24 protein-coding genes are annotated in these 23,396 nt (G+C 70.6%); 12 read left to right on the plus strand and 12 right to left on the minus strand.

The window, feature by feature from the left end; genetic code table 11:
- Position 1: 1 nt before the first annotated feature.
- From NMN56_RS09440 to aztA, 9 genes are all read right to left on the minus strand, one after another.
- On the minus strand, positions 2 to 388 hold the full coding sequence (locus tag NMN56_RS09440) for a hypothetical protein (protein WP_274042482.1): 387 nt from the start codon (positions 386 to 388) through the stop codon (positions 2 to 4).
- A 99-nt stretch (positions 389 to 487) separates the two neighbouring features.
- Positions 488 to 727: a 30S ribosomal protein S18 gene (rpsR, locus tag NMN56_RS09445; protein ID WP_274042646.1), complete on the minus strand. Its 240-nt coding sequence runs from the start codon at positions 725 to 727 to the stop codon at positions 488 to 490.
- A gap of 182 nt (positions 728 to 909) precedes the next feature.
- Positions 910 to 2,064, minus strand: coding sequence for a CobW family GTP-binding protein (locus NMN56_RS09450; protein WP_274042483.1), 1,155 nt, complete (start codon positions 2,062 to 2,064; stop codon positions 910 to 912).
- Positions 2,064 to 2,318 carry a type B 50S ribosomal protein L31 gene (locus tag NMN56_RS09455; protein WP_274042484.1) on the minus strand — a complete coding sequence of 85 codons (255 nt, stop codon included), beginning with the start codon at positions 2,316 to 2,318 and terminating at the stop codon, positions 2,064 to 2,066. Before NMN56_RS09455 ends, NMN56_RS09450 begins: the two co-directional genes overlap by 1 nt.
- A 23-nt stretch (positions 2,319 to 2,341) precedes the next feature.
- The gene (gene rpmG, locus NMN56_RS09460; RefSeq protein ID WP_274042486.1) at positions 2,342 to 2,506 is read right to left on the minus strand and encodes a 50S ribosomal protein L33; all 165 of its coding nucleotides are present in this window, start codon (positions 2,504 to 2,506) and stop codon (positions 2,342 to 2,344) included.
- 62 nt (positions 2,507 to 2,568) lie between these two features.
- Positions 2,569 to 3,012 carry a Fur family transcriptional regulator gene (locus tag NMN56_RS09465; protein WP_274042487.1) on the minus strand — a complete coding sequence of 148 codons (444 nt, stop codon included), beginning with the start codon at positions 3,010 to 3,012 and terminating at the stop codon, positions 2,569 to 2,571.
- Positions 3,013 to 3,178: 166 nt separating this feature from the next.
- Positions 3,179 to 3,484 (minus strand): 30S ribosomal protein S14, encoded by a 306-nt coding sequence (gene rpsN, locus NMN56_RS09470; protein ID WP_274042488.1) that lies wholly within the window; start codon positions 3,482 to 3,484, stop codon positions 3,179 to 3,181.
- Entirely contained in the window at positions 3,484 to 3,720 is a 237-nt protein-coding gene (gene rpmB, locus NMN56_RS09475) for a 50S ribosomal protein L28 (RefSeq protein WP_274042489.1), read from the minus strand. The genes rpsN and rpmB overlap by 1 nt, the downstream gene beginning before the upstream one ends.
- A gap of 103 nt (positions 3,721 to 3,823) precedes the next feature.
- A complete protein-coding gene (gene aztA / locus NMN56_RS09480) occupies positions 3,824 to 4,543 on the minus strand; it encodes a zinc ABC transporter ATP-binding protein AztA (RefSeq protein WP_274042490.1) in 720 nt (239 codons plus the stop codon).
- A gap of 50 nt (positions 4,544 to 4,593) precedes the next feature.
- On the opposite strand from aztA, the gene aztB reads away from it, so the two are divergent.
- The 4 genes from aztB to aztD all read left to right on the plus strand — a co-directional run bounded on the left by aztB (position 4,594) and on the right by aztD (position 8,941).
- Positions 4,594 to 5,472, plus strand: a complete 879-nt coding sequence (aztB, locus tag NMN56_RS09485; protein ID WP_274042491.1) for a zinc ABC transporter permease AztB — start codon at positions 4,594 to 4,596, stop codon at positions 5,470 to 5,472.
- Positions 5,469 to 6,704 (plus strand): hypothetical protein, encoded by a 1,236-nt coding sequence (locus NMN56_RS09490; protein WP_274042492.1) that lies wholly within the window; start codon positions 5,469 to 5,471, stop codon positions 6,702 to 6,704. Before aztB ends, NMN56_RS09490 begins: the two co-directional genes overlap by 4 nt.
- On the plus strand, positions 6,701 to 7,654 hold the full coding sequence (gene aztC, locus NMN56_RS09495; protein WP_274042493.1) for a zinc ABC transporter substrate-binding protein AztC: 954 nt from the start codon (positions 6,701 to 6,703) through the stop codon (positions 7,652 to 7,654). Before NMN56_RS09490 ends, aztC begins: the two co-directional genes overlap by 4 nt.
- 90 nt (positions 7,655 to 7,744) lie before the next feature.
- Positions 7,745 to 8,941, plus strand: a complete 1,197-nt coding sequence (gene aztD, locus NMN56_RS09500; protein WP_274042494.1) for a zinc metallochaperone AztD — start codon at positions 7,745 to 7,747, stop codon at positions 8,939 to 8,941.
- A gap of 187 nt (positions 8,942 to 9,128) precedes the next feature.
- Here aztD and NMN56_RS09505 read toward each other — a convergent pair whose 3' ends face one another.
- A complete protein-coding gene (locus NMN56_RS09505) occupies positions 9,129 to 10,466 on the minus strand; it encodes a M20/M25/M40 family metallo-hydrolase (protein WP_274042495.1) in 1,338 nt (445 codons plus the stop codon).
- Positions 10,463 to 11,866, minus strand: a complete 1,404-nt coding sequence (locus tag NMN56_RS09510; protein WP_274042496.1) for a cytosine permease — start codon at positions 11,864 to 11,866, stop codon at positions 10,463 to 10,465. The genes NMN56_RS09505 and NMN56_RS09510 overlap by 4 nt, the downstream gene beginning before the upstream one ends.
- Before the next feature lie 609 nt (positions 11,867 to 12,475).
- Between NMN56_RS09510 and NMN56_RS09515 the strand changes: the two genes are divergently transcribed.
- The 7 genes from NMN56_RS09515 to NMN56_RS09545 all read left to right on the plus strand — a co-directional run bounded on the left by NMN56_RS09515 (position 12,476) and on the right by NMN56_RS09545 (position 21,533).
- Positions 12,476 to 12,925 (plus strand): SRPBCC family protein, encoded by a 450-nt coding sequence (locus tag NMN56_RS09515; protein ID WP_274042497.1) that lies wholly within the window; start codon positions 12,476 to 12,478, stop codon positions 12,923 to 12,925.
- A 64-nt stretch (positions 12,926 to 12,989) separates the two neighbouring features.
- The gene (gene ku, locus NMN56_RS09520) at positions 12,990 to 14,072 is read left to right on the plus strand and encodes a non-homologous end joining protein Ku (protein WP_274042498.1); all 1,083 of its coding nucleotides are present in this window, start codon (positions 12,990 to 12,992) and stop codon (positions 14,070 to 14,072) included.
- A 149-nt stretch (positions 14,073 to 14,221) separates the two neighbouring features.
- The gene (locus tag NMN56_RS09525; protein WP_274042499.1) at positions 14,222 to 17,650 is read left to right on the plus strand and encodes a molybdopterin-dependent oxidoreductase; all 3,429 of its coding nucleotides are present in this window, start codon (positions 14,222 to 14,224) and stop codon (positions 17,648 to 17,650) included.
- Entirely contained in the window at positions 17,647 to 18,573 is a 927-nt protein-coding gene (locus tag NMN56_RS09530) for a 4Fe-4S dicluster domain-containing protein (RefSeq protein WP_274042500.1), read from the plus strand. The genes NMN56_RS09525 and NMN56_RS09530 overlap by 4 nt, the downstream gene beginning before the upstream one ends.
- The gene (nrfD, locus tag NMN56_RS09535; protein ID WP_274042501.1) at positions 18,570 to 19,589 is read left to right on the plus strand and encodes an NrfD/PsrC family molybdoenzyme membrane anchor subunit; all 1,020 of its coding nucleotides are present in this window, start codon (positions 18,570 to 18,572) and stop codon (positions 19,587 to 19,589) included. The genes NMN56_RS09530 and nrfD overlap by 4 nt, the downstream gene beginning before the upstream one ends.
- A gap of 97 nt (positions 19,590 to 19,686) precedes the next feature.
- Positions 19,687 to 20,553, plus strand: a complete 867-nt coding sequence (locus NMN56_RS09540; RefSeq protein WP_274042502.1) for an endonuclease/exonuclease/phosphatase family protein — start codon at positions 19,687 to 19,689, stop codon at positions 20,551 to 20,553.
- A 212-nt stretch (positions 20,554 to 20,765) separates the two neighbouring features.
- Positions 20,766 to 21,533, plus strand: coding sequence for a VOC family protein (locus NMN56_RS09545; protein WP_274042503.1), 768 nt, complete (start codon positions 20,766 to 20,768; stop codon positions 21,531 to 21,533).
- A gap of 152 nt (positions 21,534 to 21,685) precedes the next feature.
- Here NMN56_RS09545 and NMN56_RS09550 read toward each other — a convergent pair whose 3' ends face one another.
- Complete coding sequence (locus tag NMN56_RS09550; RefSeq protein ID WP_274042504.1) at positions 21,686 to 22,282, minus strand: hemerythrin domain-containing protein; 597 nt, start codon at positions 22,280 to 22,282, stop codon at positions 21,686 to 21,688.
- Positions 22,283 to 22,497: 215 nt separating this feature from the next.
- On the opposite strand from NMN56_RS09550, the gene NMN56_RS09555 reads away from it, so the two are divergent.
- Positions 22,498 to 23,343: an EamA family transporter gene (locus tag NMN56_RS09555; protein WP_274042505.1), complete on the plus strand. Its 846-nt coding sequence runs from the start codon at positions 22,498 to 22,500 to the stop codon at positions 23,341 to 23,343.
- Positions 23,344 to 23,396 lie beyond the last annotated feature (53 nt).

The following is a 23,396-nucleotide window of genomic DNA, read 5'->3' on the forward strand; positions in this document are numbered from 1 at the left end:
CTCAGTTGGGGTGGGCCCCGGTACGGGCGGAGCGCCGCGCCCGCAGTCGAGCGGGCAGCGACCCGTCCGCGTCCCCGGGCATGCCGGTACGGAGCCACAGGCACACCGCCTCGGCGTCGGCCGCGCCTCTCACGGGCCCGATCCGGACCAGCGGGCCACTGGGCTCCCGGTCCTTCGTGCACGGCTGGACCACCGCGTAGAACCCCCGCGCCGAACTGCACGAAAGGAACAGCCGCAGACATCCGCCGGTCACCAGCACGCCGTGCGGACAGCTCCGTACGGCCACGCGCAGCCGTTCAAGCGCCCGTTCCTCCGCCGCCGTCCGGCAGGTGGTGCAGACGACCAGCGTGAAAGGGCGGCTTCCGTTCTCCGCTGCGCCCTGGTGCATTGCTCTCCTTCCTCTGCGCCGCGGCGGCCCCGCGGTCCGTGCACGTCCCCGTGGGGCCGATGGCAGGGGGGAGGCGGGGCCGCTGTCCTGTCGATCTCTTCAGCGGCTCGCGTACGGGAGCAGCGCCATCTCCCGGGCGTTCTTGATCGCCCTCGCCAACTGGCGCTGTTGCTGTGCGGTGACGCGGGTGACGCGGCGGCTGCGGATCTTTCCCCGGTCGGATATGAACCGGCGCAGCAAGTCGGTGTCCTTGTAGTCGACGTAGGTGATTCCGGCCGTGTCCAACGGATTGGGCTTCGGCTTCCGGACCTTGCGCGCATCGTGGTTACGGGAGGCCATCTCTTCTCCTGGGGCTGCTGGCACTTCTGGTGCTTCTGCTGTTACTGGCGTTACTGGTGTCGTGATGTGCGTGAGGTGCCCGGCGTCTGCGGCCATCGGCAGGCCCTGGCCCCGGCCCCGGCTCTGGTACCGGCTCCGGCCCGACGCCGGTCGGCGCCAATTGCCGTGGCCGCACGGCCCGTTCAGCCGACGGGGTCCAGGAGGGCGTCGAAGGCGGCCGGGAGCCGGAGCCACGCCTCACGTCCGGCCGCGTACTCGCTGTCGGTCAGCAGGCAGGAGTCCAGCAGTTCCTCGACGGCCTCCCGATCCAGCCCCGGCGAGGTGAAGACGAGGTGCTGGCAGCGGTCGCCGTGCTCCGGGTCCCAGTCCAGGGAGGCAGCGGCCCGCCGTGTCGGAGGCACCATGTCCCAGGCCGCGTCCGGAAGGGAGGCGAGCCATGGTCCTGTGCTGTCCACGCAGAGGGCGCCGCCCGCGGCTTCCCAGGCGAGCAGGGTGTCGGGGCGGTCGGCCAGCCAGAAGCGTCCGCGGCTGCGGGCCGCCGCACATGTCAGGTCCTCCAGGGCCGCGTACAACCGCTCCGGGTGGAAGGGCCGCCGCCGGCGCCACACGAGGGTGACGACCCCCGCGTCATCGCCCTCCTGGGGCAACCGCGCGCACGAGGGGTGCTGCGCGTCGGCGGCGGCATCCACGTCGAAGCCGGCGAAAGCGGCCCGTACGAGTTCGGGGGAGGAGGCGGGCAACTGGGCGGCTGTGGGGTGCAGTTGGCACAGCAGCGCCCGGTCCTCGTCGTCGGCCTCCTCGCCGGAGGCGAGCGCGAGCACTTGCGGGTACTCCAGCTGGCGTGCCCAGGTGTCGGCGATCGTGCGCTGATCGGTGGCGGTGAGACCGAGGCCCGCCTCCGCCAGGTCGTCCCCGTTGGCCAGGCAGGGCAGGATGAGCGCCGGGTCGATCGCGGTGACGACGTTTCCCAGGCGCAGCCCGTCCCCGCCGTGTGCGGCGATGGTCTCGGCCATGGCCTGCGGTTCGACCGAGTCCCACAACTCGACGACGGCCAGCGTGTGCAGTCCCGCGCCGGCCAGGCGCCTGAGTTCGGGAACGAGGTCCTCGCGCAGGGCGCAGCACGCACAGTCGTTCACCAGGGGTGCTTCACCCTGCGACACCTCACCCGTTGCGTCCCGCACCACGCGTCGGACCTTGCCCGCCGCGGCGGGGGAGAGGTCGTGGTGCAGCGCGATGCTGCGTGGCACGGAGCGCAGGAGATGTGTGACGACTTCCTGACGCGGCTCGGCGTGCATTCCCGCGACGAGGACGACGGGAAGCGGGCTCGTGTCCGGCATCAGCGTGTCCCGCCGCGCCCGTAGCGGCGCTCGAACCGCTCCACCCGGCCCGCGGTGTCCAGGACACGGATCGTGCCGGTGTAGAAGGGGTGGCTCTTGGCTGAGATCTCCACGTCGATCACCGGGTAGGAGTTGCCGTCCTCCCAGATGACGGTCTTGTCGCTGGTGCGGGTCGAGCGGGTGAGGAAGGCGTGTTCCGCTGCCCTGTCGCGGAACACGACCGGGCGGTACGCGGGATGGATACCAGGCTTCACAGGGGGTCCTTCGGGGTGCGTGGTCAGCGTTCTTCGCGGAAGTCGACGTGCTGCCGTACGACGGGGTCGAACTTGCGCAGCGTCATGCGGTCGGGGTCGTTCCGCCGGTTCTTGCGGGTCACGTAGGTGTAGCCGGTGCCCGCCGTCGAGCGGAGCTTGACGAGGGGGCGGAGTTCGTTGCGTGCCATGCCGCCACTGTATTGGGAATGGAAACCATTTTCAATACGGCGTCGGCGGCGGCCCGTGCGGCTCAGCTCCGCCTGCCCCTCCGGTCGTCGGCGTGGGGGCGGCACTCGCCGCATCGGCCGCTGAGTTCCAGGGTGTGATCGACGTCGGAGAAGCCGGTGACGGCGTCGAGCCGGCGTGCCCAGTCCTCCACGACGTCCGCGTCCACGGCTTCGCTGCGTCCGCAGTGCCGGCAGATCACGTAGTGCCTGTGCTCGGAGTCCGGCCTCGTGCGGTAGAGGCGCTTACCCGTGATGTCGTCCCGCACCGTGTCCACCTGGCCCGTCCGCTCCAGGTGCCGCAGTACGCGGTAGACGGTGGTGAGGCCCACTCCCACACCTTCGCCGGTGAGCCGGGCATGGAGCCCCTGGGCCGAGATGAAGTCCCCGTAGTCGGCGAGGCCGTATTGGACGACGGAACGCTGGCGGGTACGGCGCGCTCGCGCGGCGTCGGTGGGAGTGGTGCTCACGAGGCTCGGCGCTCCCCCTCGTAGGAGTGGTGAACGGGTACGGAAGCGGTGGTGCGTGTGCTCGCGGCGCGGACGCGCGGGTGCGATGTGCGCACGCGTGGGTTGCGCGTACGCGTGGGTGCGACGGACGGGCGCGGTGCCACCGCCGCACCCACGGACGGGGTGTCTACCAGCTCGACTTGGTCACGCCGGGCAGAAATCCGGCGTGTGCCTGTTCGCGCATCCGGACGCGGGAGAGGCCGAACGCGCGCAGGTGGCCGCGCGGCCTGCCGTCGACCGCGTCACGGTTGCGCACGCGCGTCGCGCTGGCGTCGCGCGGCTGACGCGCCAACTCGCGGCGCGCGGCGTCCCGTTCGGCCTCCGGGGTGCCGGGCCTGCGGATGATCTCCTTGAGCTGGGCCCGGCGCTCGGCGTACCGCGCGACGATCACGCGGCGCTGCTCGTTCTTGGCGATCTTGCTCTTCTTGGCCATCAGACCTTCTCCCCTCGGCCACGGATGCGGGCGACGGCCTTTTCGATCCCGAGGGAATCCACGGTCTTGATCCCCTTGGTGCTGAGCGTGAGCCGGACGTGCCGTCCCTCACTCGGCAGCCAGTACCGCTTCGTCTGGATGTTGGGGTCGAACCGGCGCTTGGTGCGGCGGTGCGAGTGGGAAACGTTGTTGCCGAACGCCGGTCGGCGCCCGGTCAGTTGGCAGTGAGCGGACATGCTGGTCTCCTTGGTGCACGGCTCTTAATGAATATGGTAACCGTTTCCGAATGCTAGCCGCGAGGGAAGCGGCGCACCATGTGCGGGGGTGGGGGAGTGCCGCTCAGACGGCCGCGACGGGGAAGTCCCAGATGTGCCGCAGCGCCTCGTCGGTCAGCACCACGTCCGGCGCTCCCTGTGCCACGAGCCGCCCGTCCCTGAGTAGCAGGCAGTGGTCGGCCTGCCGGGCCGCGACGAGGTCGTGGGTCGCCTGGACCACGGTCACCCCGTCCGCCGCCGCGCCGTCGAGCACGGCGAGGATGCCCTCCTTCGCGCGTATGTCCAGTCCTGTGGTCGGTTCGTCCAGCAGGAAGAGGCCGGCTTCCTGGGCCAGGCCCTGGGCGACCAGGGCGCGTTGGCGCTGGCCTCCCGACAGCTCGCCGAGCTGCCGTCCGGCCAGATCGGAGATGCCGAGCCTGTCCATGCAGCGCTCCACCACCGAGCGGTCGTGGGAGGTGAGCCGCCTCCACGGGCCGCGGTGTGCCCAGCGCCCCATCGTGACCGTGTCCCGGACGGTGAGCGGGAACGTGTCGGACACCGCGCTGCGCTGCAGCACGAAGCCGGGGCGTGAGGTGTGGGCCCGCTCCATGGTGCCCGCCGTGAGCGGGAGTACTCCGGCGAGCACGCTCAGCAGCGTCGACTTGCCCGAGCCGTTCGGGCCGACGACGGCCGTGATCGCCGACTGCGGTACGGAGGCGGTGAGTTGGCGCAGTACGGGGCGCAGGGGATAGCCGGCTTCGGCGCTCCTCAGCTCGACGGCCTGCTGCTCGGGAGGGGGTGGCACGGGCTCTCCTTGGTTGTTATGACAATCATTTTCATTGTAGGGTCCGCCGCATGGAATGGTTGACCGGCCCTTTCGAAGTGGCCTTTGTCCAGCGGGCTCTGTGGAGCGGGGTCCTGGTTTCCCTGATCTGCGCCGTGACCGGAACGTGGGTCGTGCTGCGCGGTATGACGTTCCTCGGGGACGCGATGTCGCACGGCATGCTGCCTGGCGTCGCCATCGCCTCGCTCTACGGGGGAAACCTGCTGGTCGGCGCCGCGGTGAGCGCCGGGGTCATGGCGTGCGGCGTGACGGTTCTCGGACGGACGCGGCGGCTCTCCCAGGACACCGGGATCGGGCTGCTGTTCGTCGGGATGCTGTCGCTCGGCGTGATCATCATCTCTCGGTCGCAGTCCTTCGCCGTCGACCTCACCGGGTTCCTCTTCGGCGACGTGCTCGCCGTGCGCGAGCGGGACCTGGTTGATCTCGCGGTGGCGCTGGTGGTCACCGTCGCGGTCTCCGTCTTCGCACACCGTTCCTTCGTCGCTCTCGTCTTCGACGAGCGCAAGGCGTACACCCTCGGGCTGCGCCCCCGGCCGGCGCACGCGGTCCTGCTGGGCCTGGTCACGCTCGCGATCGTCACCTCGTTCCATGTGGTCGGCACGCTGCTGGTCTTCGGGCTGCTCATCGCGCCGCCCGCCGCCGCGCTGCCCTGGGCCCGGCGCGTTCCCGCGGTGATGTGCGGAGCCGCGGTCTGCGGAGTGGGCGCCACGTTCGCCGGGCTGTCGCTGTCCTGGCACCTCGGCACGGCGGCGGGGGCGACCATCGCCGCCGTCGCGGTCCTCCTGTTCTTCCTCTCCGTTTCCGCTGCCGGAATACGGAACCGCCTGGGGAAAGCCGCCGAGATTCCTCCCCATGACCAACCCCGAAGGGAATACGAGCACTCAGCATGATTCGGAACCGAAAAAAGGCAGCGCCGGTCCTGGTGGCCGCCCTTCTGCTCAGCCCCGTCCTCGCGGCGTGCGGTGGTGGTGAGGGCGAAGGGGAGAGCGCCGGGGCGAAGCCGAAATCCTCAGCCAAGCCGCACGGATATGTCGAGGGCGCGGAGGAGACCGCGGAACAGCAGTCCCGGCTCGTGCTGTCGGACGCGGAAAGCGGCAAGGTCGAGCTGCTGGACCTCATCAAGGGGAAGACCACGGCGCTCGGCCGGACGGACAAGGCGGCCACGCTGAGAACGGACGGACGTTTCGCCTACGCGCGTGAGGGAGGTGGCGCGAAGGTCTTCGACAGCGGGTCGTGGATGGTCGATCACGGTGACCACATCCACTACTACCGCGCCGCGGCACGCGAGTTGGGCGACATCGCGGGAAAGAAGCCGGAACACGTCTACAGCAGCACCTCCCTGACCGCCGTCACCTTCGGCGACGGCACGGCGAAGGTCCTGGACCACGCGCGGATGGAGAAGGGAAAGCTCCGGAAGACGGCCACTTTCGACGACGTACGGAAGGGACCCGTCGTCCCCTACGAGGGGAACGCGCTGGTGCCGGTTTCCGGGCCAGGCGGGAGCACCGTGATCGAGGCGCGCGACAAGCGGGGCAGGACGAAGACCACCCTGAAAGAGAAATGCCGCGATCTGCGGGGTGCGGCCGTGACGCGGCGGGGAGTGGTGTTCGGGTGCGCCGACGGTGCCCTGTTCGTGAAGTCCGCCTCCGGGAAACCGGCGGCCGAGAAGATAGCCTTCGGCCGGAAAGTGGCCGCCGATGAACGGCCCGAATCCTTTCAACACCGTTCGCAGAGCACCACGTTGACGGCGAAGGCCGGGGACAAGGGCGTCTGGATCCTGGACGTGGCCGACCGCCGCTGGAAGCTGATCGAAACAGGGCCCGTAATCGCCGCGAACACGGCGGGCGAAGGCGCCCCGCTCGTCGCCCTCGACAGGTCGGGAACGCTGAAGTCGTACGAGATCTCCGACGGTAAGGAGATCGCGAGCAAGAAGATCCTGAAGGACCCTCCCGGGAAGAAGGAGGGGGACAGGACCGTCGTGGAGATCGACGCGAACCGTGCGTACGTCAACGACATCGGGGCCAGGAAAGTCTATGAGATCGACTACAACGACGATCTGCGCAAGGCGCGTTCCTTCGCGCTCGACTTCACGCCCAGCCACATGGTCGAGACGGGGCGATGACCGGTATGAGGAGAGCGGGGAACAGAACACGGCGGGGCACCGCTGCGGTTGCCGTCGCCCTCGTGTGCGCCGCGCTCGCCGGACTGGCCGGGTGCTCGGGAAAGCCGGGCGGCCGTCCCACCGTTGTCGTCACCACGAACATCCTGGGTGACATCACCCGCAATGTCGTGGGTGACGAGGCCGATGTGAAAGTGCTGATGAAACCGAACGCCGACCCGCACTCCTTCGGGGTCTCGGCCGCCGAGGCCGCGCAGCTCGAAAGCGCCGACCTCGTGGTCTACAACGGTCTCGGCCTCGAAGAGAACGTGCTGCGCCATGTGGAGGCCGCCAAGGAAGCGGGCGTTCCGACGCTCGGTGTGGGCGAGGCCGTTTCCCCCCTCGCATACCGCACGGACAAGTCGGAGGGGCAGTCGGACCCGCATTTCTGGACCGACCCGTATCGCGTACGCAAGGCCGTCGAGCTGATCGGCGACAAGGTGCGGAAAGAGGTCGAAGGCGTCGATACGAAGGCGGTCGGGGAACACGCCACGGCCTACGGGAAGAGCGTCGGCCGGCTCGGTGACTGGATGCGCGAGAGCTTCGGCTCGATCCCGGAGAAGCGGCGCAGGCTGGTGACCAATCACCATGTCTTCGGGTACATGGCCGAGCGTTTCGGACTCCGCGTCGTGGGCGCCGTCATTCCGAGCGGTACGACACTCGCCTCGCCCAGCGCCGCCGACCTGAAGTCGCTGGCCACGGCGATCGACAAGGCGGGAGTCAAAGCGATCTTTGTCGACTCCTCGCAGCCCGACCGCCTCGCGCGGGTGCTGAAACGCGAGAGCAAGGTCGATGTGGCGGTGATTCCCCTCTTCTCGGAGTCGCTCACAGAGAAGGGAAAGGGAGCCGCCACCTATCTGCAGATGATGCGCTCCAACACGACCGCTATCGAACGAGGGCTTTCGAAGTCCTGACACGCGAAGGGTATCCGTCCCGCGTGTGATTCATCCCCCTGATTCACCCAGCCTGGTCAGAAGACCATGGCGTCGAAAGGAATATGAGTGATGGACAGCAGGTCTCGTATGAGAAAGGCGGCTGCCGTTTCGGCCCTCCTGTTCTCGTCGGTCGCGATCGCCGCGTGCGGCGGAGAGGACACCGGATCGGGTTCGGCGAAGGGAGAGGAGAAGCAGGCGGCTTCGAGCGTCAGGAAACCGCTCGCCGTCACGTACGACGGCGGCATATCCGTACTCGACGGCGAGTCGCTCAAGGTCGCCAAGAATGTGCCGCTGAAGGGTTTCAACCGGGTCAATCCCGCAGGCGACGACCGGCACATCATGGTCTCCACACCCGCGGGATTCCGGGTGCTGGACGCGGCCGGGCAGAAGCTGACGGACGTGGAGTTCAAGGGGGCCGAGCCGGGGCACGTCGTCCAGCACGCGGGAAAGACCGTGCTGTTCACCGACGGAACAGGGGAGACCCGGATCTTCGACCCGGCCGGCCTGGGGAGCGGAAAGCCCAAGACCGAGACGTACAAGGCACCTTCGCCGCACCACGGTGTCTCCGTCGAGCTGGAGAACGGCGAACTGGTCACCACGCTGGGAACCGCGAAGAAGCGCAAGGGAATCGTCGTCCTCGGCAAGGACCGCAAGGAGATCCGGCGCAGCGAGAAGTGCCCCGAGGTGCACGGTGAGGCGACCGCGAAGGACGAGGCGGTCGTCATCGGGTGCGAGGACGGTGCGCTGGTCTACAAGGACGGCAAGATCAAGAAGGTGGACAGCCCGGACGACTACGGGCGGATCGGCAACCAGCGGGGCTCAGAGAAGTCGGCCGTCGTCCTGGGCGACTACAAGAAGGACCCCGAGGCGGAGCTGGAGCGCCCTGAGCAGGTGTCACTCATCGACACCCGGACGGGCAAGATGAAGCTCGTCGACCTGGGCGCGAGCTACAGCTTCAAGTCCCTCGCGCGCGGGCCCGAGGGCGAGGCCCTGGTACTGGGTACCGACGGCAAGATCCACGTCATCGACCCCGGGACAGGGAAGAAGACCGATTCGATCGCGGCCGTGGGCAAGTGGCGTGAGCCGATGGACTGGCAGCAGCCCAGGCCCGAGCTGTGGGTGCGTGAGGGCACGGCCTATGTGACCGACCCCGGGAAGAAGAAGATCCACGCGATCGACCTGGCCTCGGGAGAGAAGAAGGCGACCGGCACCCTCAAGAACAAGCCCAATGAGGTGAGCGGTGTGAGCGACATGGCGGCCCACTGACGGAAGCCCTCGCGCCTGGCACCTCGCGTCCCGCCTCTCGTTACGGTCACCGGCCGGGAGAGCCCGCAAGCTCTCCCGGCCGGTGAATCCGGTCGCCGTGGCCGGCCGCCGGTCGCCCGTCAGCCGGGCGCGTACGGTCTCGCGTACGCGCCCCGCACACGGCCCTCGTGCAAGCCCGTCAGGCCCGTCAGCAGTCCTGCCACAGGCGGGACATCACGCGGACCCCGAAGCGCAGACCTTCCAGCGGCACCCGCTCGTCCACGCCGTGGAAGAGCCGCCCGTAGTCCAGGTCGGGCGGCAGCTTCAGGCCCTTGAAGCCGAAGCAGCGGATGTCGAGCTTCGTGAACGCCTTGGCATCCGTGCCGCCCGGATTGCAGTACGGCACGGGGTGACCTTCCGGGTCCTCGGCGCGCACCGCTGCGCACATGGCGTCGACGAGGCGGCCCTCGAACGGGGTCTCCATGGCGATGTCATGGTTGACCCACTCGCGGTCGACCGACGGCAGCAGCAACGCGTCGATGGCTTCGAGGAGTTCGTCCTCGTGCCCGGGCAGGAACCTGCCGTCGACGCGGGCCGTGGCCTTACCGGGGATGACGTTCGTCTGGTAGCCGGCCGAGAACATGGTGGGGTTCGCGGAGTTGCGGAGCACCACCTGCGTGAAGTCGGCGACCGGGCCGAGCCTGGCCAGCTCCGCGTCCAGGTCCTCGGCCTCGAAGTCGACGGTGATGCCCTGGAGATCGGCCGCCTTCTGCAGCAGGGCCCGTACGGGTTCGATGAGGCGGACGGGGAAGGTGTGGCGGCCGATCCGGGTCAGCGATTCGGCGAGATCCGTCACCGCGTTCTCGTCGTTGGGTGACGAGCCGTGACCGGCCCTGCCGGTCGCGGTCAGCTCCATCCAGGCCATGCCGCGCTGTGCGTTCTCGATCGGGTACAGCCGCTGTGAGTCGTCCAGGGCGTAGGAGAAGCCGCCGCCCTCGCCGATCGCCTCGGTGACCCCGGCGAACAGTTCGGGCCTGTGCTCGACCAGCCAGTGCGCGCCGAACTTGCCGCCCGCCTCCTCGTCGGCGAGGAAGGCGAGCACGATCTCGCGCGCCGGACGGATGCCGGTACGCGCGAAGTGCCGTGCCGTGGCCAGCATCACGGCCACGGTGTCCTTCATGTCGATGGCTCCGCGGCCCCACAGATAGCCGTCGCGTATCTCGCCGGAGAACGGGGGCACCTGCCACTCGGCCGCATCGGCCGGCACCACGTCGAGGTGGCCGTGTACCAGGAGCGCGCCGCGCGAGGTGTCGGCGCCCGGGATACGGGCGATGACGTTCGCGCGTCCCGGGGCGCTCTCCACCAGCGTCGACTCCATGCCGACCTCGGCGAGCCTGGCCACGACCCAGTCGGCGCAGGCCCGCTCGTCGCTGGTGGGGTTGGAGGTGTCGAAGCGGATCAGTTCGGCGCACAGGTCGATGACCTCGTTCTGGACCGCTTCGGGAACTTCGGTGCTGATGCCGCTGTCCGGGACTTCGGTGGTCATGCCGCTCCTTCGAGGGTGGTGCCGCGGACGGCGGAAGCGTCCTGCGGCTCCGCGTCCTCCAGATTCGTGGTGCCGTACGTCTTGATCCAGCCGAGCAGCCCGAGCACGGAGTACAGGACGAAGGCGGTGATCAGAGAGTTGAGGGCGGGAATGCCGCCGTCGTAGAACTTGCCGACGCAGAACGCCGCCGCCCAGATCACCAGCGACATCGGCACCCAGGCAGGAGAGGTCGCGGGCAGCTTGCCCGACTCCCGGGTCTCCACGAGCGGCTTGGCCATGCGCCGTACCACCCAGTACTCGGCGACGATGATGCCGCCGATGGGCGGGATGGTCACACCGAGGATCGACAGGAAGCCGGTGAAGTGGGTCATGATGCCGACCGCCGACAGCAGCGTGCCCGCGAGTCCGAGAACGATGGTCACCGCGCCGCGGTGCAGCCGCCTGCCGAAGACGACCTGGAAGAAGTTGACGACGCCGAGCGAAGAGCCGTACAGGTTCCAGTCGTTGACCTTCGCGGTGGACATCAGGACGACCAGGACACCGAAGACGCCTGACGTGGAGAGCACGATGTGCGAGACCTCGCTGCTCTTGACCATGTGGCCGAGCAGCACACCGGTCATGCCGACGATGTACTCGGACAGGATCATCGACGAGGCGCCCTGTACGAAGACGTGCCAGCCCTTCTTGTTGTAGCGGGTCATCTCGGGCGAGACGATCGCACCCGTCATGAAGCCACCGGCGATGGCGGTGGCGGCGACGGCCAGCGGGATCGTCTCCCCGGGCGGCGGGGAGTCGATCAGCTCCGTGACGGAGTGGTGCATGAGCGCGTCCGTGACGGACCAGGCCACCATGGCGAAGAAGAGCGGCGTCACGATCTTGGCGAAGAGCGCCATGTAGCGGAAGCCGAAGATGACCAGCGTGGTGATCGCCAGCCCCGCGACCACGCACCACAGCCAGGACGGGCCGCCCGCCAGCTCGGAGACGCTGTCACCGAAGATCGTGTTCTGGACGCCGAACCATCCGACGAGGCTCACGGCGATGACGAAGCTGACGAGCGCCGAACCGTTGCGCCCGAAGCCCGCCCAGCGGGTCAGCAGCGGTGTCGCCAGGCCCTCTCGCATGCCCGCGAGGCCGATCACGAAGATGACCGCCTCCAGGATGACCGCGCCCAGCGTGAAGGCGAGGAGGGCACCGCCGAAGGTCATGCCGACGCCGATGGTCGCGCCGAGCGTGAACTGGGAGATCGACCCGGACTGCGCGAGCCACTGCAGCAGCATGGTCCAGAAGCCGAGGCGCTTGTCGCGCGGAACGCGGGAGAGCGCGTAGTCGTCGCTGCCGAGCGGCTTGGACCCGGCTTCGGGGGCCTCGGACGAGGGGGCCGCCGGGGAGGGCGCCGCCATCACGATCCCCTGACCGCGCGGCCGGATATGCCGCGGACGCGCACGGAGCCGACCCCCGTGCGGCCCGTGAGGCGCGTAAGTCGCGTGTGACCAACGCGGCGCGTGTGACCCGTACGGCCTGTGCGGTCGGGGGTCCGGACGGGGACGGGGCCCGGGGAGCCGCCGTCGGCATCCGGGGCGTCCAGCAGAACCAAGGTGTCCGGGACGTATCTCAAGGTGGGTGGCCTCTCATGATCATGCGGGCCGGCCCGGGTGCTTCTCGGACCGGCTTACAGCAGATTCGAGACCAAGTGGCGTTCTTGGCAATAGTTTCCCGTTATCTGCAACACGAGTCTGAATGGTGAGATACGCGCGGAGGTCCGGTGAGCCGCCGTGCTGGTGCGCCCCGTCGGCCGGCGGGGCAGGGGAGAGGGCCCGGCAGGCGGCCCGGTGTGGCGGGGAAAGCGGGGCGAAGCAGGCGTTATGCGACGCCGATGCCGGGTACCCGGCTGTCGCCGCCGGGGAGTGGCCCCCGCACTCTCCGGCGGTGACGGAGCGCGGCCCGCCGGTCAGCCCGGACGGGCCGCTGTCCGCACCGTGAACGAGCGGCCGACCGAACAGGAGAAGGCCATGGCACAGGTAGAGGAGTCCATCGAGGTGGCCGTCCCGGTGACGACGGCGTACAACCAGTGGACGCAGTTCGAGGACTTCCCCCGCTTCATGGACGGGGTCGAGCGCATCGAGCAGCGCACCCCGACGCTCACCCACTGGGTCACCGAGATCGGCGGCACACGGCGCGAGTTCGACGCCCGGATCACCGAGCAGATCCCGGACGAGCGCGTGGCCTGGACCACCGTGGAGGGTGAGGTCCGCCAGTCGGGCGTGGTCACCTTCCACCGGCTCGACGACGACCACTCCAAGGTGATGCTCCAGCTCGAACACGACCCGCAGGGCCTCGCGGACTCCGTCGGCGACAAGCTGGGCTTCGTCACCCGCAAGGCCAAGGGCGACCTGCAGCGCTTCCGCGACTTCATCGAGAAGCGCGGCAGCGAGACCGGCGGATGGCGCGGCAAGGTCTGACACAGCCGTCCGCAGGAGGGGTGGGACCGACCGTTCGAGGAGGGGCGGAACCGCAGGAGGCGCCATGGCACGCCCGGTCTGGAGCGGAGTGGTCAGCTTCGGTCTGGTGACGGTCCCGGTGCGGCTGTTCGCCGCGACCGAGGACCACACCATCCACTTCCGCCAGCTGCAGCGCGGGACCAGCGACCGCATCCGCAACAAGCGCGTCAACGAACGCACAGGCAAGACGGTCGACCAGGACGACATCGTCAAGGGCTACGACCTGGGCGACGGCGAGTACATCACCGTCGAGCCCGAGGAGCTGAAGGAGATCGCTCCGGGGAAGTCGCAGGTCATCGACGTCAGCGGCTTCGTGGAGAGCGACGAGGTCGATCCCGTCTACTTCGTCAGGGCCTACTACCTCGCCCCTGGCGGGGAGGGGTACACCAAGCCGTACGAACTGCTGCGCAAGGCGCTGGCCGAGTCGGGCAGGATCGGTATCGCGACGTTCGTCATGCACAGCAGGGAGTACCTGGTGGCGCTGCGCGCCCAGGACGGCGTGCTGGCCCTGCACACCCTGCGCTGGGCCGACGAAGTACGCGACCCGGACGAGGAGTTGCCCTCGCTCCCGGAGGGGCAGCAGTCGCGGACCAAGGAGCTGAAGACGGCGCAGCAGCTCATCGAGACGATGAGCACCGAGTGGCATCCCGAGGAGTACAGCGACACCTACGAGGACCGCGTACGCGAACTGATCAAGGCCAAGGCCAACGGCGAGGAGATCACCCCGGCCGAGGGCCCGCCGGAAGCCACCAACGTCGTCGATCTGACCGAGGCGCTCGAACGCAGCATCAGGCAGGCCGGGCCCGAAGGCGGCGGCCGGAAGTCCGGTTCCGCGCGCCGCCGTACGCGCACGGGCACGGGCTCCGGTGGCGGCCGGTCCTCGTCGTCCAGCCGCTCGTCCTCGTCCGGGCGGTCCTCCTCCCGTAGCAAGGCCGCATCGAAAGGCGGAGGCGCGCGGGACACGTCGCTGAAGGACCTGTCGAAGGACGAGCTGTACCAGCGCGCCACCGAGAGCGGGGTGCGGGGACGCTCCCGTATGTCCCGTGAGCAGCTCCTGGAAGCGCTCGGCGGCAAGAGTCCGGCGGGCGGCGCCAGGAAGGCGGCCTGAACCGGCGGGCCCGTACAGCGGACGGGCCCGCCCGTACACGCCCACCGGGGCGGAACCCCTACCCCGCACGTGTCATCGGCGGCGAGCGGGGAACTGGTGTCGCGCGGCGCTCCCTGGGCGCCGCGCGGCGACCGCTGGGAGGACGTGGCATGGGCGTACGCACCTGGATCAGGGAGTGGCCGGTCTACCGGCAGCTCACCGGCGAAGACCCGCTGGGCCGCGGGGACTCGGCCGCCTCGGAGCACACACGGAACCTGCGGGCGCGTACGGAGGACGCGGACCGGGTCGTCAAGTCGGTCTGCCCGTACTGCGCCGTCGGCTGCGGCCAGGACGTGTACGTCAAGGACGAGCAGGTCGTGCAGATCGAGGGCGACCCCGACTCCCCGGTCAGCAGGGGCAGGCTCTGCCCGAAGGGTTCTGCGACGCTCCAGCTCACCACGGGTGACGCACGGCGCCACGAGGTGCTCTACCGCCGCCCGTACGCGAAGGACTGGGAACGGCTGGACCTGGAGACGGCCATGGACATGGTCGCCGACCGGGTCGTACGCACCCGCGGGGAGACCTGGGAGGAGGAGCGGGACGGCGTGCGCGTCAACCGCACCCTGGGCCTCGCGACGCTCGGTGGCGCGGCGCTCGACAACGAGGAGAACTACCTCATCAAGAAGCTGTTCACGGCCCTGGGCGTGGTGCAGATCGAGAACCAGGCGCGGGTCTGCCACAGCTCGACCGTCGCGGGGCTGGGCACCTCGTTCGGACGCGGCGGCGCCACCACCTTCCTCCAGGACCTCCAGCACGCGGACTGCATCGTCATCGAGGGCTCCAACTTCGCCGAGGCCCACCCCGTCGGCTTCCAGTGGGTGATGGAGGCCAAGGCGCGCGGAGCCAAGATCATCCACGTCGATCCGCGCTTCACCCGTACGAGTGCGCTGGCGGATCTGCACGTACCGATCCGCGCGGGAACGGACATCGCGTTCCTCGGCGGCCTCATCAACCATGTGCTGAGCACCGGGGCCGACTTCCGCGAGTACGTCCTCGACTACACCAACGCCTCCACCCTCGTCGGCGAGGACTTCGCGGACACCGAGGACCTCGACGGCGTCTTCTCGGGCCTCGACGAGCACTCGGGCGACTACGACCTGACCACCTGGCAGTACGAGGGCGGCGGCTTCGTGCAGGCGGCGGCGGGGGAGCGGGACGCGCTCTACGAGGAACGCGCGGACGGTGAGGAGAGCGGGGACGCGGGGAAGACGGGGCAGGCCGGGTCCGGGGACAGCGGGAAGGCCGGGCGGGCCGGGAAGGCCGGGGACGGCGGGGTCGGCGCCCGGGAACGTGCAAGCCGGGACGGTGCCGGGCCGGCGGCTGGCGGCCCCGGCTTCGCGGGCGGTCCCGCCGCTTTCCCGCCGGCCGGGCAGTCCGAGACGCACGGGTCGGGCGGGGCGCCCGTCATCGGGGAGCGCCGGCACGACCGCACGCTCCAGCACCCGCGCTGCGTCTACCAGATCCTCAAGCGGCACTACGCCCGCTACACCCCCGAGATGGTCGAGGAGACCTGCGGCATCCCGCGCGCCACCTTCGAGGAGGTGTGCCGCGCGCTGGTGGAGAACTCGGGGCGCGAGCGCACCTCGGCGTTCGCCTACGCCGTCGGCTGGACCCAGCACACCGTGGGCGCCCAGTACATCCGCGCCGCGTGCGTACTCCAGCTGCTGCTGGGCAACATCGGCCGCCCAGGCGGCGGTATCCAGGCGCTGCGCGGGCACGCCAGCATCCAGGGCTCCAGCGACATCCCGACCCTGTTCAACCTGCTGCCCGGCTACATCCCGATGCCGCACGCGCACCAGGACGAGAGCCTGGCCGACTTCGTCAGCGCCATGCGCACGGACAAGGGCTTCTGGGGCGACATGGGCGCCTACGTCGTCAGCCTGCTCAAGGCGTACTGGGGTGAGGCGGCCACGGCTGACAACGACTTCTGCTTCGGCCATCTGCCCCGCCTGACCGGCTCGCACAGCACGTACGACACCGTGCTCGCGCAGCTCAAGGGGGAGTGCAAGGGCTACTTCCTGCTCGGCGAGAACCCGGCGGTCGGCTCGGCCAACGCCCGTATGCAGCGGCTCGGCATGGCGAACCTCGACTGGCTCGTCGTGCGCGACTTCTCCCTCATCGAGTCGGCGACCTGGTGGAAGGACGGCCCCGAGACCGAGACCGGCGAACTGCGGACGGAAGACATCGGTACCGAGGTCTTCTTCTTCCCCGCGGCAGCGCACACGGAGAAAGCGGGCTCGTTCACCAACACCAACCGCATGCTCCAGTGGCACTACCCGGCCAAGGAGCCCGACGGCGAGGCGCGCAGCGACCTGTGGTTCACGTACCACCTCGGGCGCCGCATCAAGGAGCGGCTGCGCGGCTCCACCGAGCGGGCAGACCGGCCTGTGCTCGATCTGACCTGGGACTACCCGGTCGACGGGCCGCTGGACGAGCCGGTCGCCGAATCCGTGCTCGCCGAGATCAACGGCCGTCACCCGGACGGCAGTCCACTCACCCGCTACCAGGAGCTGCGTGACGACGGGACCACCACCTGCGGCTGCTGGATCTACTGCGGGGTCTACAAGGACGGCGTCAATCAGGCGGCGCGCAAGAAGCCGCACACCGAACAGAACTGGATCGCCGCCGAGTGGGCCTGGTCCTGGCCTGCCAACCGGCGCATCCTCTACAACCGCGCCTCCGCCGACCCCGAAGGCGCACCCTGGAGCGCCGCCAAGTCCCTGGTGTGGTGGGACGAAGCGGACGGCCGCTGGAGCGGCTACGACGTCCCCGACTTCATCGAGGACCGCGCACCCTCCTTCCGCCCGGAGCCCGGCGCCACGGGGCCCGACGCGCTCTCCGGTACCGACCCGTTCATCATGCAGGCCGACGGAAAGGGCTGGCTGTACGCGCCGGCCGGACTCGTCGACGGCCCCATGCCCACCCACTACGAGCCGCAGGACTCGCCCGTCACCAACCCCCTCCACCCCCACCAGCAGCGCAGCCCCGTACGGCAGCTCTTCGCGCACGAGGACAACCGCTACCACCCCAGCGGCCGGGAGGCCGGCTCCGGCGTCTACCCGTACGTCATCACCACGTACCGGCTCACCGAGCACTTCACGGCGGGAGGTATGACCCGCTGGTCGCCGTACCTCTCCGAGCTGCAGCCCGAGTTCTTCTGCGAGGTCTCCCCGCAGCTCGCCTCGGCCCGCGGCCTGGAGCACGCCGGCTGGGCCACGATCGTCACGGCGCGCGGGGCCGTCGAGGCGCGGGTCCTGGTCACCGCGCGTATGGCGCCGCTGCGGGTGGGCGGCCAGGAGGTTCACCAGATCGGGCTGCCCTACCACTGGGGGCGCAACGGCTACTCGCGCGGCGACGCGGCCAACGAGCTGACCGCGCTGGCACTCGACCCCAACGTCCACATCCAGGAGGTCAAGGCGCTCACCGCCGACATCAGGCCCGGACGGCGCCCGCGAGGCCCCGAACTCCTGGCGCTGCTGTCCGGCTACCGCGAGCGCGCGGGGGTCACGGAAGAGACGGGAACGGAGGTACGCGGGTGACGGATCAGCTGCCCTGGCCCACCCTGCGGGATGAGGAACGTCCCGCGAGGGTCGGCTTCTTCACCGACACGTCGGTCTGCATCGGCTGCAAGGCGTGCGAGGTGGCCTGCAAGGAGTGGAACGCGATCCCGGAGGACGGCATGGAGCTGACCGGGATGAGCTACGACAACACCCAGGGGCTCGGCGCCTCCACCTGGCGGCACGTCGCCTTCATCGAACAGAGCAGGCCCGCCGAGGCTCTGCCCTCAGCTCCCGACCACTCGGGCGTCGATGTCTTCTCCCTCGCGGGACAGGGCTCCGAAGCGCCGGGCACGACCCCGCAGGACGGCTCCGAACTGCGCTGGCTGATGTCCTCCGACGTGTGCAAGCACTGCACGCACGCGGCGTGCCTGGACGTCTGCCCCACCGGCAGCCTCTTCCGTACGGAGTTCGGCACCGTGGTCGTCCAGGAGGACATCTGCAACGGCTGCGGCTACTGCGTGCCCGCCTGCCCGTACGGCGTCATCGAGCAACGGCCGGGCGACGGACGCGCGTTCAAGTGCACCATGTGCTACGACCGGCTCGGCGCCGGACAGGAGCCCGCCTGCGCGAAGGCGTGCCCCACCGAGTCCATCAGGTTCGGCCCGCTCGACGCGCTGCGCGAGCAGGCCGAACGGCGGGTCGGGGAACTCCAGGCTGCCGGAGTGAGCGGCGCCAGGCTCTACGGCGCGGACCCGGAGGACGGCGTCGGCGGCGACGGCGCGTTCTTCCTCCTGCTGGACGAACCCGAGGTCTACGGCCTGCCGCCCGACCCCGTCGTCACCACCCGCGACCTGCCCGCGATGTGGCGGCACGCGGGTACGGCCGCGCTCACTCTGCTCGCCGGAGCCGCCGCCGTCTTCGCCGGAACGGGCCGCGCCGGAAAGGGGACAGCACGCCGATGAGCAGCACACCGACGAGCGGCAACGGATCGGAACCCGCCACGCCGGGCCCGTGGCGCCGGCGCCGCAAGGGAGGGCGGCGCAGCGGCAGGGGCGAGCAAACCGTGGTCCCGCGCGCCGAGTTCACCTCCTACTACGGCAAGCCCGTCCTCAACATCCCCGCGTGGAAGCCCGCCAACATCGCCGGGTACTTCTTCCTCGGCGGCCTCGCAGGCGCGGGCTCGGTGCTGGCAACCGGCGCGCATCTGACCGGCAGCCCGGTGACGGCACGCGCGCTCAAGGTCTCCTCGACGGTCGCGATCGCGGGCTCGGCCGCAGCCCTCATCCATGACCTCGGCAGGCCCTCACGGTTCGCGAACATGCTGCGCGTCGTCAAGCCCACCTCGCCCATGAGCATGGGCTCCTGGCTGCTCGCCGCCTACGGTCCGGCAGCGGGCGCCGCCGCCGTCAGCGACCTCACGGGGCTGCTGCCGCGCACCGGCACGGCCGCGACCGTCGGCGCCGGGCTCCTCGGCCCCGCCGTCGCCACCTACACCGCCGTCCTGGCAGCCGATACGGCCGTGCCTGCCTGGCACGAGGGCTACCGCGAGCTGCCGTTCGTCTTCGCGGGCTCCGCGACCGCTGCCGCCGCCGGAATGGCCCTGCTCACCGGCCCCACGGGCGAGGCACGTGCCGCGCGGGGCGCCGCACTGTTCGGCGCAGCGCTGGAGAGCGGCGCGACCCGGGCGATGGAGGGCCGCCTCGGCATGATCGCCGAGACCTACCGCACCGGCACGGCGGGACGCTTCTCGCGCGCGGCGAAGGGCCTCACCGCCGCGGGGGCCCTGTGCGCGACGGCCGCCACCCGGTCACGTACCGCAGCGGTGCTCTCCGGCGGCGCCCTGCTGGCCGCCTCCGCCTGCACCCGGCTGGCGGTCTTCCACGCGGGCCGCGCCTCGGCCGAGGACCCGAAGTACACCGTCGTACCCCAGCGCGAGCGCCTGGACCGCCGCAGGGCCGGTGCGGCGCCCGCGCGATGACACCGTGCGCGGGGACCGGGCGCACCCGGACGTGTGCGCGGGGACCGGGTGCGCCGTGCCGGCATGCGCGTCGTGCCGAAGGGGGTGATCCGCTTCCATGGCTGAGGGCCGTGCGGGCGCGGTCAGGGGCACTCTCCGGGTGATGACGGTGAACGTGCTGGAGCGGACCTACGCGGACTGGGACCGGCGCAGGCACGTACTGGCCCGGGGCATCGAGAGCTGGCGCCCCGACATCGTCGCGCTGCAAGAGGTGGTCGGGGAAGGGGACCACGACGGAACCGCCGAACTGCTGGGCGGCGGCTGGCAGTTGGTCGCGCACCCCCGCTGGTCGGCGAGCGGCGTCGGCGCCGTACTGGCGAGCCGCTGGCCGCTCGGCGCCGTACGGGCGACCGCCTTCCCGGACACGGGGCGGACGGAAGCGGGCGCGTGGCGTGGCCTGACGGTGGTGGAGGTGCGGGCTCCGGGGCCGTTCGGGACGGTACTGATCGCTCACCACAAGCCGAGCTGGCCCCGGGGGTACGAGGCGGAGCGCGAGGCGCAGGCCGTCATGGCGGCCCGGCTGATCGACTCCATGGCGGGCTCGGGGCACGTCGTGCTGCTGGGCGACTTCGACGCGGCTCCGGACGCGGCCAGCGTCCGGTTCTGGACGGGGCGCCAGTCGCTGGACGGCGTGAGCGTCTGTTACCTGGACGCGTGGGCGGCGGCCCACCCGGACGAGCCAGGCCACACGTTCTCGCCGGCCAACCCCCTTGTCCGGCGCGGCGACATGCCGGAGGACGAGGGGCGGCGCATCGACTACGTCATGGTCCGCTGCGGCGACCACGGGCCGACACTCCACGTCACGCGGTGCGAGCGGGTGTTCGCCGAGGCGGTGGACGGTGTGTGGGCGAGCGACCACTACGGTCTCGTCGCCGACCTGGTCCCGCCGGCGCATCCGCCGGGCTCCTGGCGCGACCGCGGCTGAATCCGTCACGCTGTGCTCGCTCCCGTCACCACGCGGGGCCGGTCCGTCCGGATGCCGAACGGGCCGCGCGCCCGGTTTTAGCACCCCCGGGGCCGGGCCACCCGGAACACAGGCCCCGTAAGCGTCACGTCCGAGGGGCGAGGGGCGGAAGGGGTGAGGGGCCGAGGGGGACGAATATCGTGCCGGCGCGTGGCGTCGGCGGAGGTGTGGAGATGGATGCGGCTTCAGGGGCGCCCTGCTGGGTGAGCCTGACAACGGGTGACATGGCAGCGACGGAGGACTTCTACGGAGCGGTACTGGACTGGTCGTTCGAGGACGGCACGCTGGGGCCTGAGTTCCGGGTGGCCACGCAGGACGGTGAGCCGGTCGCGGGGTTCAACGAGACGAGTGTCTCGCCGGGGCTGGCGGTGCGCTGGACGGTGTTCTTCGCCGTGACCAGCGCGGATGAGGCCGCCTCGCGCGTCGTGGAGCGGGGCGCGACCGTCGCTGTCGGCCCCCTTGAGCTGGGCAGGGGCCGTGCGGTGGTGGCGGCCGACCGGGACTGCGCCGCCTTCGGGCTGTGGGAGGGTGACCGCGCTCCGGGCTGGGCCATCGGCGCCGGGCATGCGCCTGCCTGGCTGGAACTGCACACCAACGACGCGTTCGCCGCCGCCCTTTTCTACGGTGAGGTCTTCGACTGGGCCAAGTCCCCCGGCTACCGGGTGAGTTACGAGGAACAGCACGACGAGGTGCGGCTCCTCGTCGGTGGTGAGCCGGTCGCCGCACTCATCGGAGGCGGTATTGAGGCGACGCCCGACCCCCGGCTGCGTGCCCGCTGGGAGGTCTCCTTCCCGGTGCGGGACGTAGGCGCGGCGACGGCTGCCGCGGTCGGCGCCGGCGGCGAGGTCGTCACGCTGCCCTACGAGACGCCCCGGGGTACCGCCGTGACGCTGCGCGATCCGCAAGGCGCCCTGTTCTCGCTCCTCGGTCCCGCCGACTGACTCCTCGGTCCCGACTCGGTCCCGACGCCTGACCGCGCCGCGCGCATCCCGGATGCGGGCACTGGCCCAGAATGCCCGCATCTGGGACGCGCGTGGTTGCCGGGGCCCGGGGGCAGGGGGCCCGGCGCCCGGGGGAGTGGCCGGGCAGGGCGTCAGTAGTCGTCGTTCGGGCCGCGGGTCGAGTTGACCGCGTCACGGGCCCGGTCGACGAGGGAGGCGAAGGGGCCCACGGCCCACTGCGCCGTCCTCGATCCTGCCGTGGCCGGGTGCGGGTGGGTGGGCGCCACCTTCTCCACGGCCAGCAGCCGCTTGCCCAGCCGGCTGCGCTGCTCCTGGTCGTACACGCGCCGCAGGACGGTGAACTCCTCGCGCTCCTCGCGGTCGGCGTGTTCGCTCACGGACTCCTCGAACTCGTCGAGCAGGGTACGGAATCGCTCGCTGTCGACGTCAAGCCGCTCCAGTTCGGAGAGAACCTTGGTGGCCTCCTTCTCCTCCTCGTTGCGTGCCTCGGCCTCCCGCTCTCCCACCAGCTCCTTCGTCCGCGGCCTGACGACCATCTCCTCGGCGGTCTCGTGCACCGCCAGCACCATCCTCAGCTGGTCGAACCGTTCCTGACGCCGCTCGGCCGGCCCGTTACGCACGGCGGCGAACAGGTCGCGTATCCGGGCGTGCTGCGTCAGCAGGATGCCGACGACGTCGTCCTCGGGAAGCCGTGCGGCCTGGGCGCGCTCGATCTGCGCAGTACTCACGGCGTGTCCTCTCCTGTCGAATGACGTGCCTGTCGGGCGCCGGGTAACACCACGCACGCCGTACGAAACCCGCACCGGCCGGGGCCGCGGGGGCGCTCACACCGGCCCGGGTGCGGCTGTTTCGGACCGCCCTTTCCCGGCCACGCATGAGGCATGCACGACGTGCCCGGTGTGCCGGGCGGACCGCGTACACCGTGAGGGGATACGGCAGGACGATGGGTGAGACGCTCGCGCTGATGTCGGCTCTGTACTTCGGGGCCACGCACTTCCTGAACGGGCTGCTAGCGCGCCGCGTGGACAGCGCCGCCGTGGCCCTCATCGGCCAGATGGGCGGCACGGCCCTCGTCCTCGCCGTCGCGCCCTTCGTCGCAGCGCCGCACATCGGCGCCGGCGCACTGGGCTGGGGAGCGCTCTCGGGAGTCGGTACAGGTCTGGGCGTTGCCTTCCTCTACCGGGGCATGAGCGGCGGACGCTTCAGCGTCGTCGTTCCGTTGAGCGACGTGGCAGCCGTCGCCCTCCCGGTACTCGTGGGCGTCGCGCTGCTGGGCGACAGGCCGGGGCTGCCGGCCTGGTGCGGCATCGCCGTGGCGCCGCCCGCGCTGTGGCTCATCTCCCGCTCAGGGCGCGCCGACACACACGGCGAAACCGCCACCGCCTCGGGAGCCGGTGACGGCTTCCTCGCCGGAGTCGGCTTCGCCCTCCAGTTCGTCGCGCTCTCCCAGGCCGACCCGGCCGCCGGCCTGTGGCCCCTGGTCGCCAGCCGCGCCGCCTCGGTCCTGGCCCTTCTCCCCCTGGCCGTACACCGGCCGGGCCGGCTGCGCATGCCCCGGGGACCCGCCTGGGGTTGCCTCGGTGCCGGGGCGCTCGGCACGGTGGCGATCACGCTCTACACCCTCGCCACCCGCGAGCAACTGCTGTCCCTCGCCGTCGTCCTCACCGCGCTCTATCCGGCCATCCCCGTCCTGCTCGGCGTCACCGTCCTGCGTGAGCGCCTCACCCGGGCACAGGCGCTCGGCCTCGTCTGCGCGGGGGCCGCGGTCGCACTGCTCTCCCTGGCATAGCCGGCGCCCCGGAGCACGCGTGCTCCGGGGCGCTGTCCGCTCGGTACTCCGGC

The organism is Streptomyces iconiensis (genome assembly GCF_028657195.3).
Lineage (GTDB): Bacteria > Actinomycetota > Actinomycetes > Streptomycetales > Streptomycetaceae > Streptomyces > Streptomyces iconiensis.

Bases quoted from the DNA above. Each gene is read 5' to 3' on its own strand.
- aztC (WP_274042493.1), top strand. From the start codon at position 6,701: ATGACCGGTATGAGGAGAGCGGGGAACAGAACACGGCGGGGCACCGCT.
- NMN56_RS09490 (WP_274042492.1), top strand. From the start codon at position 5,469: ATGATTCGGAACCGAAAAAAGGCAGCGCCGGTCCTGGTGGCCGCCCTT.
- NMN56_RS09540 (WP_274042502.1), top strand. From the start codon at position 19,687: ATGGCTGAGGGCCGTGCGGGCGCGGTCAGGGGCACTCTCCGGGTGATG.
- rpmG (WP_274042486.1), bottom strand. From the start codon at position 2,506: ATGGCACGCAACGAACTCCGCCCCCTCGTCAAGCTCCGCTCGACGGCG.
- NMN56_RS09440 (WP_274042482.1), bottom strand. From the start codon at position 388: ATGCACCAGGGCGCAGCGGAGAACGGAAGCCGCCCTTTCACGCTGGTC.
- ku (WP_274042498.1), top strand. From the start codon at position 12,990: ATGGCACGCCCGGTCTGGAGCGGAGTGGTCAGCTTCGGTCTGGTGACG.
- aztD (WP_274042494.1), top strand. From the start codon at position 7,745: ATGGACAGCAGGTCTCGTATGAGAAAGGCGGCTGCCGTTTCGGCCCTC.
- NMN56_RS09510 (WP_274042496.1), bottom strand. From the start codon at position 11,866: ATGGCGGCGCCCTCCCCGGCGGCCCCCTCGTCCGAGGCCCCCGAAGCC.
- NMN56_RS09525 (WP_274042499.1), top strand. From the start codon at position 14,222: ATGGGCGTACGCACCTGGATCAGGGAGTGGCCGGTCTACCGGCAGCTC.
- nrfD (WP_274042501.1), top strand. From the start codon at position 18,570: ATGAGCAGCACACCGACGAGCGGCAACGGATCGGAACCCGCCACGCCG.
- rpsN (WP_274042488.1), bottom strand. From the start codon at position 3,484: ATGGCCAAGAAGAGCAAGATCGCCAAGAACGAGCAGCGCCGCGTGATC.
- NMN56_RS09515 (WP_274042497.1), top strand. From the start codon at position 12,476: ATGGCACAGGTAGAGGAGTCCATCGAGGTGGCCGTCCCGGTGACGACG.
- aztB (WP_274042491.1), top strand. From the start codon at position 4,594: ATGGAATGGTTGACCGGCCCTTTCGAAGTGGCCTTTGTCCAGCGGGCT.
- NMN56_RS09545 (WP_274042503.1), top strand. From the start codon at position 20,766: ATGGATGCGGCTTCAGGGGCGCCCTGCTGGGTGAGCCTGACAACGGGT.
- rpsR (WP_274042646.1), bottom strand. From the start codon at position 727: ATGGCCTCCCGTAACCACGATGCGCGCAAGGTCCGGAAGCCGAAGCCC.
- NMN56_RS09450 (WP_274042483.1), bottom strand. From the start codon at position 2,064: ATGCCGGACACGAGCCCGCTTCCCGTCGTCCTCGTCGCGGGAATGCAC.
- rpmB (WP_274042489.1), bottom strand. From the start codon at position 3,720: ATGTCCGCTCACTGCCAACTGACCGGGCGCCGACCGGCGTTCGGCAAC.
- NMN56_RS09555 (WP_274042505.1), top strand. From the start codon at position 22,498: ATGGGTGAGACGCTCGCGCTGATGTCGGCTCTGTACTTCGGGGCCACG.
- NMN56_RS09505 (WP_274042495.1), bottom strand. From the start codon at position 10,466: ATGACCACCGAAGTCCCGGACAGCGGCATCAGCACCGAAGTTCCCGAA.